Here is a 13526-nt window from a genome sequence, read left to right as displayed (position 1 = left end):
ACAACGTCGTCTCCTACCTGAGAGTCCGGTAGGTGCGGGCCGCGAACGAGCGGCGCTAGGCCGCCGGGGGCGTGGCTTCCTGGACGGTCGCTGCCTGCGGCTCGTTGTTCAGACGAGCGCCGGTGTGGGAGCAGGCAGGTATGGGGTGATGTTGCGCCAGGCGCGCTCGGTGTATTCCTCCTTCTCGCCGACCGGGGCGACGTAGTGCAGCGCGCTTTCGGCGGCGTCGTTGCCCTGGAGGCGGGCGATGATCCAGGCGGCGAGGTACTGCGAGGCCAGGCAGCCACCGGCGGTGGCGATGTTGTCCTTGGCGTAGAAGGGCTGGTTGAGTACCTCGACGCCGGCGGCGACGACCCAGGGCTTGGTGGTCAGGTCGGTGCAGGCGGGGATGTCGTTGAGCATGCCGAGCTTGGCCAGCACGAGTGCGCCGGAGCACTGTGCCGCGATGAGCTGGCGCGAGGGGTTCAGGCGGCGCAGGATGTTCATGGTTGCCGGGTCTTCGACGACCTCGCGGGTGGCGATGCCGCTCCCGACGATGACGGCGTCGGCGGTGCACGCCTCCTCAAGGGTGGACATCTGCTCGATGACCACCCCGTTCATCGACGTCACCTTGGCTGCGGGGGTGGCGATGGTGACGCGCCAGTCGTCGCTCTTGATGCGGTTGAGCACTCCGAGCGCGATCAGGGAGTCAAGCTCGTTGTAGCCCTCGAAGGTGAGGATGGCGATGTGCACGGCGGTTGCCCTTCCGTATCGGTGGCGGGGGCTTGACGGTAAAGACCCGCGAACATGACGGTCAAAGAATTGTCATGGATACAATTCGATGCATGGCAGCCTCGCGGTACAAAACGCTGGTCGACGCGCTCGCATCCGACATCCGGACGGGGCGGCTCGCCGCAGGCGTGCGGCTGCCGACACACCGCGGGCTCGCCGCCCGTGAGGGCATCGCCGTGGTGACCGCGACTCGGGTGTACGCCCAGCTGGAAGCGATGGGTCTGGTGAGCCGGGAACAGGGCCGCGGCACGTTCGTGCGTGACATCGCAGTTCCCGCCGGTCATGGCATCGATCAGCAGGTCGTTGCCACGGACGCGGTCGACCTCACCTTCAACTTTCCCTCGCTGCCCGGCCAAGCCGATCTCCTACGGCAGGCTCTGCGGGAGGTGGCCACCTCCGGTGATCTCGACTCGCTCCTGCGCTACCAACCCCATCGAGGGCGTCTCCAGGACAGAGCCTCGATCGCACGGCACCTGAGGCGCCGAGGAATCACCACCGACGCCGATCGGATCCTCATCGTCAACGGTGCGCAGCAGGGCCTGGCCATCACTGTCATGGCCGCGCTCAAAGCCGGCGACGTTGTCGCGGTCGACGCGCTCACCTACCCGGGTTTCAAGGTGCTCGCGCACGCTCTTCAACTCGGCCTGGAGCCCATACCCACCACCACCGATGGGCCGAATCTCGATGCTCTTGAGAAGCTGTGCGCTACCCGCCCTGTGCGCGCGATCTACACCATGCCGACCTTGCACAACCCTCTGGGCTGGGTCATGCCCGCAAGGGACCGAACCCGCCTGATCAAGATCGCCCGCCAGTACGGTTCGCTCATCATCGAAGACGCTGCGTACGCCTACCTGGCCGAGGACCCTCCACCGCCTCTGGCCGCGACTGCGCCGGACATCACCGTCTACGTCTCGGGGCTGTCCAAGAGCGTCGCCACCGGCCTCCGGGTCGGCTTCGTCGTCGCCCCGCCCTCTGCGGTGCCGTCACTCGAACGCGCGATTCGGGTGACCACCTGGAACACCCCCGCCCTCACCACCGCGATCGCCTGCCGCTGGCTCGACGATGGCACGGTGGACCGCCTGGAAGCGCAGAAACGAGAGGACGCCAAGGCCCGCCAGTCACTCGCCAGACAAGAGCTGGCAGGCCTACCACTCATCGGCCACCCCTCGTCCTACTTCACCTGGCTGACACTGCCCGACGGCGCACGTGCCGATCGCCTGACCGCCACCCTCGCGCGCCGGCACATCTCGGTGACCACAGCGGAGCCGTTCACCACCTCGACGCATACGCCGCAGGCGATCCGCCTCGCTCTGGCCTCGACCGATCTGGACCGTCTCCAGTCGACACTGCATACCGTGCGACAAGCCGCCGTCGAGGACGCCTACACCTAAACTCCCCTCGACCAACCGATTCCCGCCCGTACCGACATCTGCGTACGAAAGTCCGTCGGCGCTGAAGGCCTGGGGCCCGGTCGGCCTGCGACCCGAGACTGATGAGGGAATCACCGTAGCCGTCTTCCCCCGGACCCGACGGCCTCAAGACCTCTCAACAGCCGCAAAGGAACGACGTTGCCTGCGCCAGCGTGCGCCACAGCTCGTGGAGGATCGGCCGGCCTTGAAACTTCGGGACCAGGGCGCCAATTTCGGCTGTCTCACAAGCATGGATGTGGCACAGGTACCCGATGGTCGCGCGGTGGTCACGTCCCCGCAGTTCGACCTGTGTCAAAAGCTGGTGCCACAACTCTGTGTCAGAGGTAGGGGTCCAAGTAGGAATGGAACAGGAAACCGGTGTTGCTGTCAGAAGTTTTGACAGGTTGTCTCGCCCTCCGCGCCCTGTCACAGCGGCACCTGGGAAGTCGAGGCCGTGTTCCCGCGTCACGTTCACCAAGGCGCGGTGCGTCGGGCTGCCGGGTCGCGTTCGGCGACGTGCCGGGCGACCGCGTCGACGCCGGGGCGGGCGTAGCGTTCCAGGGAGCGGACGGAGGCGTGGCGGGAGCGGGCCAGCAGCATCGGAGTGGAGGTGCCGCCCTCGGCGTCATGGGTGAGCGCGCTGTGGCGGAGACAGTGCAGGGTCCAGCCGTCCAGGTCTTCGATGTCCTCGGGTGAGGCAAGGGGGTTGGCCAGCAGTCGGGTGTTCTCCTCGAAGATCTCCTCAGCCCGGCGGTAGGAGAGCCGGGCGCGACCGGTTTCGGGGCACACGTCCAGCGTCGGGGTTCCGGAGGGCGGCTTGCGGCCTGTGAGGAACAGCGGGCCGCGGCTGCGGCCGGCGATGAGGCGCGGCAGCAGTTGGGCGGTGCCCGACTGCCAGTGGATCCACTCCGTCGCCCCGCCCTGGCCAGGATGCGGCCGCGTTTGTCGCCCGGGTGCAGGTCCTCGACGTTCAGGCACAGCGCCTCATCGGCCCGGGCGGCGGACTCGTAGAGCATCTTCCAGAACGTCTTCTCCCGCAGCGCGACGTCCAGGCGCCACAGGGCGCCGATCTGGTTCTCCGCGAGGGCCTTGGTGCGGTCCGGCGGGGCCGGGCGCCGCTCGATGCCGATAGTCGGGTCACAGGTGGTCCAGCCCTGGCGCTGCCACCATCCGATCGCTTTGCGCGCGATGGACAGCTCGCGGTTGACGGTGTGGGCGTCCATCTCGTCCGCCCGGGCCGCCGCCAGCTCGGCCAGCACTTCCGGCAGCACCGGATCGTCGATCATGGCGACGGGGACGGCGGGCGGCTTCGCGCCACGGTGGGTTGGCCCGGTCGGCGCGCTCTGCCCGGCGAGCATCCAGCCCCACGTCGTCAGCGAGATCCGGTAGATCCGCGCGGAGGACTTCGCGATCCCTGCGCCGGTGAGGTACCGATCGACCGCCGCGGTGTACGTGGCCGGAGGGGCGGACAGGGGTACGACTCGGGCGCGTGGCAAACGCAACGCGCCCCTGGCCCCGAGTTCGGTCACTGGTTCGATCGTCACGCCCGCCCCGCCCTCCCGGCACTGCCGCAGTAAATGCGTACACCTCACCCCGGCGACCGGAAGCTTCCGGCGCAGGTCACGGAGATCGCCATAGAGGATCTGCCGCAGTAAATCCGGTATTTACTGCGGCAGTAGCCCGGGCGGAGTGAACTCACCATCGTGACGGCTACTGCGGAGTGCCGTTGGACGCCTCGGGTAGTAGAAACCGATTGCCGACGCCCGCAAATGGCGGTGGCTTCATCTGCCCCTTCCTGTCGTGGTTCAGGTTGTGGGGCGGCTGCGTTCGATGGAGTGGGGTCCCGTGCGAGGTGGCCGAATCACACTTGATTCTTGATTCCTGATAGACCAACCACGGCGGCCAGTTGGGATCGGATGGTTCCTGCGTGGGGCTGGAGGGAGCCGTCGAAGGCGGCGGATCCGATGGTGAAGGCGTCGGCTCCGGCTGATGCGAGTGCCTGTATCTGGTCGGTGCTGGTGATGGAGCCAGCGACGACCAGGCGGCCGGTGGTGGTGGCGCGGGCGGCGCGGACCAGGTCGAGGGGGTCGGCATCGGTGGCGCGGTAGGCGAGGAGGTCAACGCCGGCGCAGCCCGCGGCTTCCGCCCGTCGGCAGTCGTAGGCAATCCGGTCCGGGTTGCCGGCGAGGCGGGTGGGGTGCCCGAGGGGTGCTCCGGCGAAGGGCAGGTAGCCGATGGATGTGCCGTGTAGGAGGTTGAGGGTCTCCTCGATCCAGGTACCGCCCATCAGCCAGTCGACGCCGAGTTCGGTGGCTGTCCGTACGGAGGCAAGGGCCTGGTCCCGGTCGGTGCTGACGACTTCGAGGTAGGTGGTGGCGCCCATGTCCTTGATGCGGGTGTGGAGCTGAGCGAGGGTGTCGCGGTCGACGCCGATGTCTTTGAACCCGATGTGGGTGATGCCGAGGTCCTTGATGGTGTCGAGGACATCGAGGCAGTCGGTGACCGTGCGGTCGTCGCGGGTGAGCATGAAGATGAAGTCCACGGTGTCCTTCGGCTTGCTGTTCCGGGGTTGATTCGAGTCGGTGGTCAGGGGCGGTCCGGTGCCCCGGAGGACAGGCGGTCGGCGTGGCGCAGGGCGGTGAGCAGACTGGCGTGGTCAGCCGTGCCGAGACCTGCGATGTCGAAGGCGGTGCCGTGGTCGACGCTGGTGCGGACGAAGGGCAGGCCGATGGTGATGTTGACGCCGTGTTCGATCCCGAGGTACTTGACGGGGATGAGGCCCTGGTCGTGGTACTGGGCGACCACGGCGTCGAAGGCTCCGGCGCGGGCTCGCATGAAGACGGTGTCGGCGGGCCAGGGTCCGCTGGCCTGGATGCCTTCGCTCTGCGCGGCCTGGATGGCGGGGGTGATGATGTCCAGGTCCTCGCGGCCGAACAGGCCGTTCTCTCCTGCGTGGGGGTTGAGGCCGGCGACGGCGATGCGCGGGGCGGGCAGGCCGCTGCGCTGGAGTGTGCGGTGGGTCAGGCGGATGATGTCGAGTTCGCGGGCGGTGGTTATCGCGTCGATTGCGATGCGGAGGGACTGGTGCACGGTGACCAGGACGACCCGCAGCTCGTCGGTGGCCATCATCATCGCGTAGTCCGTGGTGCCGGACAGGTCGGCGAGCATCTCGGTGTGCCCGGGGTAAGGGACGCCGGACAAGCGGAGTGCTTCCTTGTTGATCGGCGCGGTCACCAGGGCCCTTACCTCGCCTGCCAGGGCGAGCTGGATACCGCGGCGGACGTACTGGAAGGACGCCGCGCCCGCGCGGGCGTCGAGTGTGCCCCAGGGCAGGTCGATCGGAAGGCGGTTCTCGGTGAGGACGTCCACCGTGCCGGGTGCGAACGCCGCCTGGTCGACTGATGCGATGGGGCGAAGGATGAGGCGTGTTCCGGCGACCCGGTCGGCGCGGGCGAGGACGTCCACGTCGCCGATGACGACGACGGGCACGGTGCGCCGGGGATCGGCACACGCTTCGAGGGTGATCTCGGGGCCGATTCCGCAGGGGTCGCCCATGGTGATGGCGATCGGGGTCATGCGTGCTCTCCTGGGTCGAGGGGATGTCGGATGAGGTGGCACAGGCGCAGGAGCATGGCGTCGTCGCCGAAGCCGCCCGCCTTGATCAGCACGGGGAGGGGGAGCTGCCCGAGCAGAGTTCCGCGGGCGACGCCGGGTTCGGGTTCGTCGAGCAGGCCGATGCCGGTGGCACCAAGGGCCTGGAGCACGGTCGCAGCCGTTTCCCCCCCGGTGACGACGAGCGCGTCGACCGTGTGCTCTTCGGTCAGCGCCTGGACGACCGCTGCCAGAGAGCGGGCGAGTGCTCGCGCCGTTTGTGGCGCGCGGCGTTCATCGGGTGTTTGCAGGGTGAGGACTGGGGCCGTCAGGCCGCGCAGCGTCTCCACTGCCGCGGCCGGATCGCCGCTGACGGTGACCCCCTGGACATCCGCCCGCGCACGGAGCGCGGCCAGCTGCCGCCGGGTCGCCGGGTTGGCGCTGCCGACGACGATCAGCGGGCGTCGGGCCGGCGCGGGCACCGACGCAGCGCCGCCGGCGCGTGCGCACCTTCGGGCCAGGGCGGCCGCCAGCCCCGGGGAGCCGACCCACAGCACGTCGTCGAGGCGCGGCACCGCTGCCACCAGGCGGTCGAGGTCGCCGTCTTTGGCGGCGGAGTAGACGATCAGGTCACCGTTGCCGATCAGCTCGGGCAGCTCGGCCGCGAGTCCCGGCCCTGCTAGCACAGCCTCCGGGAACAGCGTCGGGAGGTCCGAGCACCGCACGGGGTGTACCGGGTCGCGGGCGAAGTCGCTCTCGTGGACCGGTACACCCCGCACGTACTGGACTCCCTCCACCGTCACCCGGCCCTCCGCGGGGAAGGCCGGAGCAATGACGACGGCCCGCCTACGCGATCCCGCCCACGCAGCCCGGACCTCTGTCGCGACATGACCGCGCAGGGTGGAATCCACCGTTTTCAAGAGCAGCTCGGAGTCGGCGAACAGGCGCGCCGCGCGCCACGTACGCATAGCGGCGGCCTCCTCGTCCAGTACGCGGCTTCCGAGGTCGACCGCGGTCACGCCCGTGGCGTGCCGCGGCACCGCTGCCGGGGTGGAGAGCAGGATTCGGGCGTCGTGGCCGGCCCGGCGGAACGGCGCGGCACCGTCCCCGGCGCTGGTGAGGTCATCCGCCAGAATGGCGATGCCCGACCGCACGTCGTTGCGGAATGTCATGTCCCACCTCTCCATAGGTCAGCGTTTTCTGTGACTGGATCAATAGTCATTCCGGCAAAAGGGCTGGACAAACGATTCATTCTCACGAGACCTGTGAGTAAAATTCATGTATGCGATGGTCGGGTCTGCCCCCTCTGAATGCTCTGCTGCCCTTCGAAGCGACCGTCCGGCATGCGAGCATGACCGTGGCGGCGCAGGAGCTGCATGTGACGCACGGCGCGGTGAGCCGACAGGTCCAGAACCTGGAGCGGTCCCTTGGGATATCACTGTTCGAGCGGCAGACACGCGCCTTGCGACCGACCCCGGAGGCGCGCCAGCTGGCGGCCGTCGTCCGGGACGCACTCGATCAGATCGATGCGGCCGCCCGGCAGATCTCGCACCGCACACCCGCGGGACCGCTCACCCTCTCGTGCGAGCCCACACTCCTGATGCGGTGGCTCATTCCGCGGCTGCCCGATCTGGCCGTGAACGTGCCGGACGTCACCGTCCACCTGTCCGCAGGCGGCGGCCCCGTCTTCTTCGAGCGGGACAACATCGACCTCGCGATCCGCCGAGACGACTTTCCGTTTCCCGAAAAGGTGAGCCGGACCCGCTTGTTCGCAGAGAGGATCGGACCCGTCTGCCGGCCCGATCTCGCGGCCCGCCTGACCGGCGCCGCCGACCTGACGGGGGCAGCCCTTCTGCATACCGGTACGCGGCCGCAGGCGTGGGACGACTGGCGACGCATCACCGGCATGAAAGCAGAGCCCGCCTCCCAGCAGACCCTGGAGCACTTCTACCTGACTCTCCAGGCTGCCGCGGCCGACGTCGGGGTCGCGATCGCCCCGTATGCCGTCGTCCGCGACGACTTGGAGCGAGGACAACTCGTCGCACCCTTCGGTTTCGTCCCCGACGGCACCAGCTACCACCTCCTCAGCCGTCAACCACCCGAGCAAGACGCACGCGTCCGCCAGCTGACGGCGTGGCTGCGGGCCCAGGCGAGCCAGCTCGAAACCGATTCTGACCAGGCGTGACCGTCGGGCTGCTCCGAGACCAGGGCCGACGCGGGTGGCCAACAGCACGCATCGCCGCCTCCGCCTCGTCGTCACTGCTCCACCACCGTGGCCACGGCGTTCACCTCCTCACACGGGGACGACTCACCGCGATTCCTCTCCAGCCGCGCCATCGTCGCCAGCCGTTCCTTGTCCGTGGCCCGCTTCTCCGCGCTGATCAGGCTGCGCAGGCGACTCCACCGCCACGTGCGGGGCCGTGCCAGTGCCCGCTACGGCGACCCCTATCAGATGTGGTCCGTGATCCGGACCGGAATGGAAGATCAGCGAGCAGACGGCTGGACGGGCTGGGAACGTCGCGCGCGAGTCAACGGTAACGATCAAGGAGCGCGCGGTGCCCACCAACTTTCTCAGCGAGGACCAGCGACGGCGCTTCGGCCGGTTCGCGGAGGACCCGGACGAGGGACAGCTCGCCGGTTCCTTCCTACTCGACCAGACCGCGCGGCGCCGGGCGATGGCCGCCAAGGGCGCGCGGAACCGGATCGGCTGGGCGGTCCAGCTCGGGACCGTCCGGTACCTGGGAACGTTCCTGGACAACCCCGAACAGGTGCCCGGCGTCGTGGTCGACTACGTCGCCGAGCAGCTGGGCCTGGACCCGGCGGAGTTCGCAGGCTACGGCGGAAGAGAGCACCGCTGGGACCACCAGGAGCAGATCCGCAAGGGATACGGATACACGAAGTTCGAGTTCGACCAGTGGTTCTCGCTGGCCCGCTGGATGTACCAGCGGCGTGGATCGGCTCCGAGCGCCCGACTCTGCTGTTCGACCTGGCCACCAAGCGGCTGGTCGTCAAGAAGTGGTGCTGCCCGGGGTGACCGTGCTGGAACGGCTGGTCTCCGGCTCACGCGAGCGCGCCGAGAAACGCCTGTGGGCAACGCTCGCAGCCGCCCCGACCGAGGAACAGGCCGCCTGCTTGCAGCGCCTGGTCGTCGTCCCCGCGAGCAAGCGCCTGTCCGAGCTGGACCGACTGCGGCGCTCACCCCGGGACATCACCGCGCGCGGGGTGAGCAAGGCCCTGGAGCGGTACGAGGCGCTGAACACCTTGGGCGGCACCGCCTGGGACCTGTCCGCGATACCCCCGGGGACGGCTCCAGGCGCTGGTGCGTTTTGCGCGGGCGGCCCGCGCTCAGGCTGTCTCCGACCTCGGCGGGGACCGGCGCCTGGCCACCCTGGTGGCGTTCGCCGCGGTGATGCCGCAGATCGCCGCAGACGAGGCGATCGAGGTGCTCGATCTGGTGATGGGCGACCTGATCCGTTCCTCCAGCACCAAGATGACCAAGCAGCGGCTGCGCACCCTCAAAGACCTGGACGCCGCCGCGATCCTGCTGCGTCAGGTGTGGATCGCGGTGTGCGGCACGGCCGCCGATGGTGCTGTCGGAGGTTTTCACAGGCCGTGATCAGGGTCATCAGGGTGTGCGGGCGAGCGATGACCCGACGATCGGTTTCCTGAAGGCGGCCGTGGCGCGGTTCTGCGCTGGCCTGGATGATCTGGCTGTGCCGTTCCTACTTGGATCCTGGTGTCGACCGCGCCCCTCAGCCGGGTCGGGCCGAGGGCACCGAGGAGCCGACAGCCGTCGGAGTACCAGAAGGGGAGGCGGGAACGGTCGCGGACGCGGATGCCGAAGCGGACGGCGACGGGGACGCGGGCGCCAGGGAAGACGCCGCCGCAGGGGTCCCGCGGTCACAGTCGCCGCGGGCGGACCGTCAGGCGCGCAGGGTTGCCTCCAGGACGGTGACCGCGTGCCCGGTGAGCAGGACACGGTCCGCCCGCAGCTCCGTACTGACCAGGCCGGTGCGGGCGGACGCCTGGAATCCGGTGAGGACGCCGGACCTGCCCAGCCGTGCCGACCAGTAGGGGGCGAGCGCCGTGTGGGCGCTGCCGGTCACCGGGTCCTCGGGGATGCCGTTGGCGGGCACGAAGAAGCGGGAGACGAAGTCGTAGCCGGACCCCGGCGCGGCCGCAGCGGCGGTGACGATGACCCCCCACAGTTCCTCGCGCCTGGTCAGGGCCGCGATCGCCCCGAGGTCGGGGCGCAGCCCCCGTACGGCCGCCTCGTCGGGCAGCACGGTCAGGAGATGGCCTAGGGCGCCGGTACGGAAGGTCGCCTCGGGCCGCAGCCCCAGCGCCTTGGCGAGGCCGCCGGGGACGGGGACCTCGATGGCCGGCGCGGCCGGGAAGTCCAGGGTGATCTCCCCCTCCTCCCCGGCATGCGCGATGAGCAGGCCGTGGAAGCGGCTGCGGAACCGCACCGACCCGCTGGCCGGCAGCAGCCCGTCCCGTTCCAGCGAGTGCGCCGTGGCCAAAGTGGCATGGCCGCACAGGCCGACCTCGACGGTTGGGGTGAACCAGCGGATCTCCCAATCGGCCTCGCCCCCGGCCGGCAGCGGCAGGGCGAAGGCCGTCTCCGCGTGGTTCAGTTCCGCGGCGATCTGCTGCAGCCGCGTGTCGTCCGGCCACTCCCCGGCCGGGAGCAGACAGACACCGGCGGGGTTTCCGGCGAAGGGTTGGGTGGTGAAGGCGTCTACGATCTGGATTCGCATGCCACGAAACTTAGCGAGGCCAACCGTCACCAAAGGAAAGCCAATTCCGCGAAGGTGGCCTGCCTGTCCTGCCCGTCCGGCGGGGCTCTCGTCAGTCGAGGGGCTTGCCGAAGTTGAAGGCGGTCACGGCCATCCGCTCGCGGAAGTAGAAGCGGTGCCTCGACGAGGGCGGCCGCGGTCTGCTGCTCGTCGCCCAGCTCACCCAGCGCTGGGGCAGCCGCCACACGCACGGGCGGGACGATCTGGGCCGAGCAGACCCTGCCCGCCCGGACCACGGAAGACGAGCCGAAGTGTCCTGGAACCGAGGAGCCGTCCGGCCCGGGCGCCGTGGGCGGTGCGGAGAAGGAGCCATTCGCGCGACGATGAGTTCCCGCCGTGGGCCCGTCCACCGGTCCGTCGCGAGGGCGGTGAGCTACCCCCGAGGGCTTTGTGCCCCGGGTGGGCAGCCCCCTCGGAAAGGGGCGCGGACGGCAAGGACGGCGGGGGCACCACTGTCGGCGGTGCGGAACGCACCGGGCAGAACGGGATGCCGGGTTGCGAGCGCAGGGCGTCGCGCAATCCGGATTCACAGGCTCCAGGACGCCGCGCGCGACCGCACTTGTCGGTACGTTCTGACATGCGCGCAACATCCTCCCCCGCAGGAGGCCCTTTCCTCGCCTGTCGGCGATCGCGGCGGCGGTCCTGGGCGGGCTCACCGCTGCCGTCACCCCGGCCACGTTCGACGCTGCGTGACACCCAGCTCGGTGCTCGTCCAGCGGTACACCCTGAACTCATTGTGCGCCGGACCCGCCCGAGTACGCGCTGTCACTCCCGTGAGCAGGACGGACTTCGGGGGCGCGCAGGCCCGACTGCGGTGGGCACCTTCGACAGGCGGGGCACCTTGCTGAAGCGGCGGGTGTGGTAGGCGGAGGCGACTGCACAGCCGCGCGAGCGGCACGGCGAGCCGGGCTGTGCCTCACACTTCGCAGGCGTGCTGTTCGACATCGTCGGCGTCCGACCGGTTGGTCGGGGAAGGCTGCTGAGGGCCCGTCATGGGTCCGGATTTTCGCAGAATGCAAGTCTCAGAAGGAGGTCCGTCCCTCTTTTGCGTGAGAACGGGTTCTGAGTGGGCATTAAAAGAGAGTTTGTGTCAGTAAGTCGGACTCGTGTGGGTCAGATTTGAGGTGCTTGCGCCGTATGCACCCCCTCGCATCCGTAGACCTCTCGACACGGCCGCCCGTTTGCTCCGTTCCTCGTGCATGAAGTCCGTCTGGTTCGAAGATGAGGTGGAAACGCCGGGCAGCAGCGGAACGGAACCTTCCGGCACAGCCGTGCTCACGCTACGGCGTGAGCCAGCTCAAGCCCTACCCCAGCGACCTGTCCGACGCCCGATGGGCCCTCATCGAGCCGACACTGGCAGCCTGGCGCAAAGCCCGGCTCGACCGCAGGCCCACCGGCCAGCCACCCAAGGTCGACTTACGTGACGTGTTCAACGCAATTCTCTACGTCAACCGCACAGGAATCCCCTGGAAATACCTTCCGCACGATTTCCCGGGCCACGGCACGGTCTACTTCTACTACGCGGCCTGGCGCGACGAGGGAATCTTCGTTCAGCTCAACTACGACCTCACCGGCCTGGCTCGCGTCAAGGAGGGCCGCACACCCGAGCCGACCGCCTCAGTGATCGACACCCAGAGCGTCAAGACCTCCACCAACGCGCCCCTGACCAGCCAGGGAACAGATGCCGCCAAGAAGATCGTCGGACGGAAGCGAGGCATCCTCACCGACACGATCGGCCTCATCCTCGCCGTGACCGTCGCCGGCGCCGGCCTCTCCGAGAACGCCATGGGAATGCGCCTTCTCGACCAGGCCAAGGAAACCTACCCGACCATCTCCAAGAGCTGGGTCGACACCGGCTTCAAGAACGCCGTCGTCGAGCACGGCGCCCAGCTCGGAATCGACGTCGAAGTAGTCAACAGAAAACCCGGAGTTCGCGGATTTCACGTCGTGAAACGGCGCTGGGTAGTGGAGCGGAGTATCGGCTGGATCATGATGCACCGGCGGCTCGCCCGCGACTACGAGACCCTCACCACCAGCTCCGAAGCCATGATCCACATCGCCTCCATCGACAACCTCAGCAAGCGCATAACGGACGAGACCACACCAACCTGGCGAGGAACCTACTAGGAGATAAAGGGCAATCCGCCTAGATCAAACGCCCTCTGAGAGCCGATCGTAGTTCACTGGCAAAGGATGGCGAGCTCAAGCGGTTAGCGCATCACCGCTGTTCAAGAGGCCAGCGTAGTCCTCTGCCGGAGTGCGGTAGCCATGGGTCTTGCGCGGCCGATGGTTGAGTTCATGGGCGATGGGCGATGGGCGATGGCATCCAGGTCGGCCTGGCTGAACGTACGGAGGTCCGCGCCCTTGGCCAGGTACTGCCGAAGCAGCCGGTTGGTGTTCTCGTTGGTGTCGCGCTGCCACGGGCTCCGAGGCTTGCAGAGGTAGATCGGCATCTCCCGTCTCGGCGGTGATGGCCTGGTGCTCGGCTATCTCTCGCCCTCGATCCCAGGTGAGCGTCCGCCGCAGTTGCGGCGGGATGCCGAGGAGGCTCATGGTGAGGTGCGGAGTGACCTGCTCGGCCTTGATGCCGTCAGGGAGCGCGACGATGGCCCTGTAGCGGCTGGGGCGCTCGACGAACGCAGAGCGGGCTTTTGGGTGAGCTTGGGCCGACGCCCACACGTGCAGGCGGCCTCGTCGGCGGAAGCGGATCGGTAGCGGTCCCGGCCACTGTTGCGGGCCATTTCGCGGGAGACGGTCGAAGGCGATCTACCCAGCCTTCCGGCCAGCTGCCGGGCGGACTCTCCGGCGGTGATGCCTCAGGATATCTCGTCGCGTTCGCCACCGGTCAGATGCCGCGCTGATCGCTACCGCGGAGTGAGACGGATACCGCCGCCCTGGTAAAGGAACTGACGGACGTGATGCATCGGCGCCCCGAGCACCCGCCCGATCAAACTGA

11 protein-coding genes and 2 pseudogenes are annotated in these 13526 nt (G+C 68.6%); 6 read left to right on the top strand and 7 right to left on the bottom strand.

The features are described 5' to 3' along the window. Window positions 1-108: 108 nt before the first annotated feature. Entirely contained in the window at window positions 109-732 is a 624-nt protein-coding gene (locus ACFCZ1_RS14850) for a DJ-1/PfpI family protein (RefSeq protein WP_252308815.1), read from the bottom strand. 92 nt (window positions 733-824) lie between these two features. Here ACFCZ1_RS14850 and ACFCZ1_RS14845 point away from each other — a divergent pair, with 92 nt between their 5' ends. After that, complete coding sequence (locus ACFCZ1_RS14845; protein WP_376678714.1) at window positions 825-2162, top strand: PLP-dependent aminotransferase family protein; 1338 nt, start codon at window positions 825-827, stop codon at window positions 2160-2162. A 489-nt stretch (window positions 2163-2651) separates the two neighbouring features. On the opposite strand, the gene ACFCZ1_RS14840 is transcribed toward ACFCZ1_RS14845, so the two are convergent. From ACFCZ1_RS14840 to ACFCZ1_RS14825, 4 genes are all read right to left on the bottom strand, one after another. Further along, on the bottom strand, window positions 2652-3158 hold the full coding sequence (locus tag ACFCZ1_RS14840; protein ID WP_252308813.1) for a site-specific integrase: 507 nt from the start codon (window positions 3156-3158) through the stop codon (window positions 2652-2654). Window positions 3159-4041: 883 nt separating this feature from the next. Continuing rightward, complete coding sequence (locus ACFCZ1_RS14835) at window positions 4042-4722, bottom strand: HisA/HisF-related TIM barrel protein (protein WP_376678713.1); 681 nt, start codon at window positions 4720-4722, stop codon at window positions 4042-4044. A 44-nt stretch (window positions 4723-4766) separates the two neighbouring features. After that, window positions 4767-5756 carry a 4-hydroxythreonine-4-phosphate dehydrogenase PdxA gene (pdxA, locus tag ACFCZ1_RS14830; protein ID WP_327738882.1) on the bottom strand — a complete coding sequence of 330 codons (990 nt, stop codon included), beginning with the start codon at window positions 5754-5756 and terminating at the stop codon, window positions 4767-4769. Continuing rightward, window positions 5753-6943 (bottom strand): four-carbon acid sugar kinase family protein, encoded by a 1191-nt coding sequence (locus ACFCZ1_RS14825; protein ID WP_252308810.1) that lies wholly within the window; start codon window positions 6941-6943, stop codon window positions 5753-5755. Before ACFCZ1_RS14825 ends, pdxA begins: the two co-directional genes overlap by 4 nt. 110 nt (window positions 6944-7053) lie before the next feature. On the opposite strand from ACFCZ1_RS14825, the gene ACFCZ1_RS14820 reads away from it, so the two are divergent. From ACFCZ1_RS14820 to ACFCZ1_RS14810, 3 genes and pseudogenes are all read left to right on the top strand, one after another. Next, on the top strand, window positions 7054-7956 hold the full coding sequence (locus ACFCZ1_RS14820) for a LysR substrate-binding domain-containing protein (RefSeq protein WP_252308809.1): 903 nt from the start codon (window positions 7054-7056) through the stop codon (window positions 7954-7956). Window positions 7957-8326: 370 nt separating this feature from the next. Then, window positions 8327-8659, top strand: a pseudogene (locus tag ACFCZ1_RS14815) (DUF4158 domain-containing protein); the annotation flags it as partial. Window positions 8660-9162: 503 nt separating this feature from the next. Then, complete coding sequence (locus ACFCZ1_RS14810; protein ID WP_376678712.1) at window positions 9163-9387, top strand: hypothetical protein; 225 nt, start codon at window positions 9163-9165, stop codon at window positions 9385-9387. A 307-nt stretch (window positions 9388-9694) separates the two neighbouring features. Here ACFCZ1_RS14810 and ACFCZ1_RS14805 read toward each other — a convergent pair whose 3' ends face one another. After that, window positions 9695-10531, bottom strand: a complete 837-nt coding sequence (locus ACFCZ1_RS14805; protein WP_252308806.1) for a PhzF family phenazine biosynthesis protein — start codon at window positions 10529-10531, stop codon at window positions 9695-9697. Between the two features lie 152 nt (window positions 10532-10683). Here ACFCZ1_RS14805 and ACFCZ1_RS14800 point away from each other — a divergent pair. Together ACFCZ1_RS14800 and ACFCZ1_RS14795 are read left to right on the top strand one after the other, a co-directional pair. Continuing rightward, a pseudogene (locus ACFCZ1_RS14800) lies at window positions 10684-10897 on the top strand (ATP-binding protein); the annotation flags it as partial. 960 nt (window positions 10898-11857) lie between these two features. After that, window positions 11858-12697: an IS5 family transposase gene (locus ACFCZ1_RS14795; RefSeq protein WP_376678711.1), complete on the top strand. Its 840-nt coding sequence runs from the start codon at window positions 11858-11860 to the stop codon at window positions 12695-12697. A gap of 422 nt (window positions 12698-13119) precedes the next feature. Here the strand turns inward: ACFCZ1_RS14795 and ACFCZ1_RS14790 are convergent, their stop codons facing one another. Then, window positions 13120-13344 (bottom strand): hypothetical protein, encoded by a 225-nt coding sequence (locus tag ACFCZ1_RS14790; protein WP_266602969.1) that lies wholly within the window; start codon window positions 13342-13344, stop codon window positions 13120-13122. Window positions 13345-13526: the final 182 nt, after the last annotated feature.

It is taken from the genome of Streptomyces sp. NPDC056224, from assembly GCF_042267665.1.
In the GTDB taxonomy this organism is placed as follows: domain Bacteria; phylum Actinomycetota; class Actinomycetes; order Streptomycetales; family Streptomycetaceae; genus Streptomyces.
Note: the sequence above shows the minus strand (reverse complement) of the source record. Positions and strands in the feature narration are given on the sequence as shown.

Excerpts from the sequence above, each read along its gene's own strand:
- ACFCZ1_RS14805 (WP_252308806.1), bottom strand. The coding sequence starts at position 10,531 with ATGCGAATCCAGATCGTAGACGCCTTCACCACCCAACCCTTCGCCGGA.
- ACFCZ1_RS14820 (WP_252308809.1), top strand. The coding sequence starts at position 7,054 with ATGCGATGGTCGGGTCTGCCCCCTCTGAATGCTCTGCTGCCCTTCGAA.
- ACFCZ1_RS14845 (WP_376678714.1), top strand. The coding sequence starts at position 825 with ATGGCAGCCTCGCGGTACAAAACGCTGGTCGACGCGCTCGCATCCGAC.
- pdxA (WP_327738882.1), bottom strand. The coding sequence starts at position 5,756 with ATGACCCCGATCGCCATCACCATGGGCGACCCCTGCGGAATCGGCCCC.
- ACFCZ1_RS14825 (WP_252308810.1), bottom strand. The coding sequence starts at position 6,943 with ATGACATTCCGCAACGACGTGCGGTCGGGCATCGCCATTCTGGCGGAT.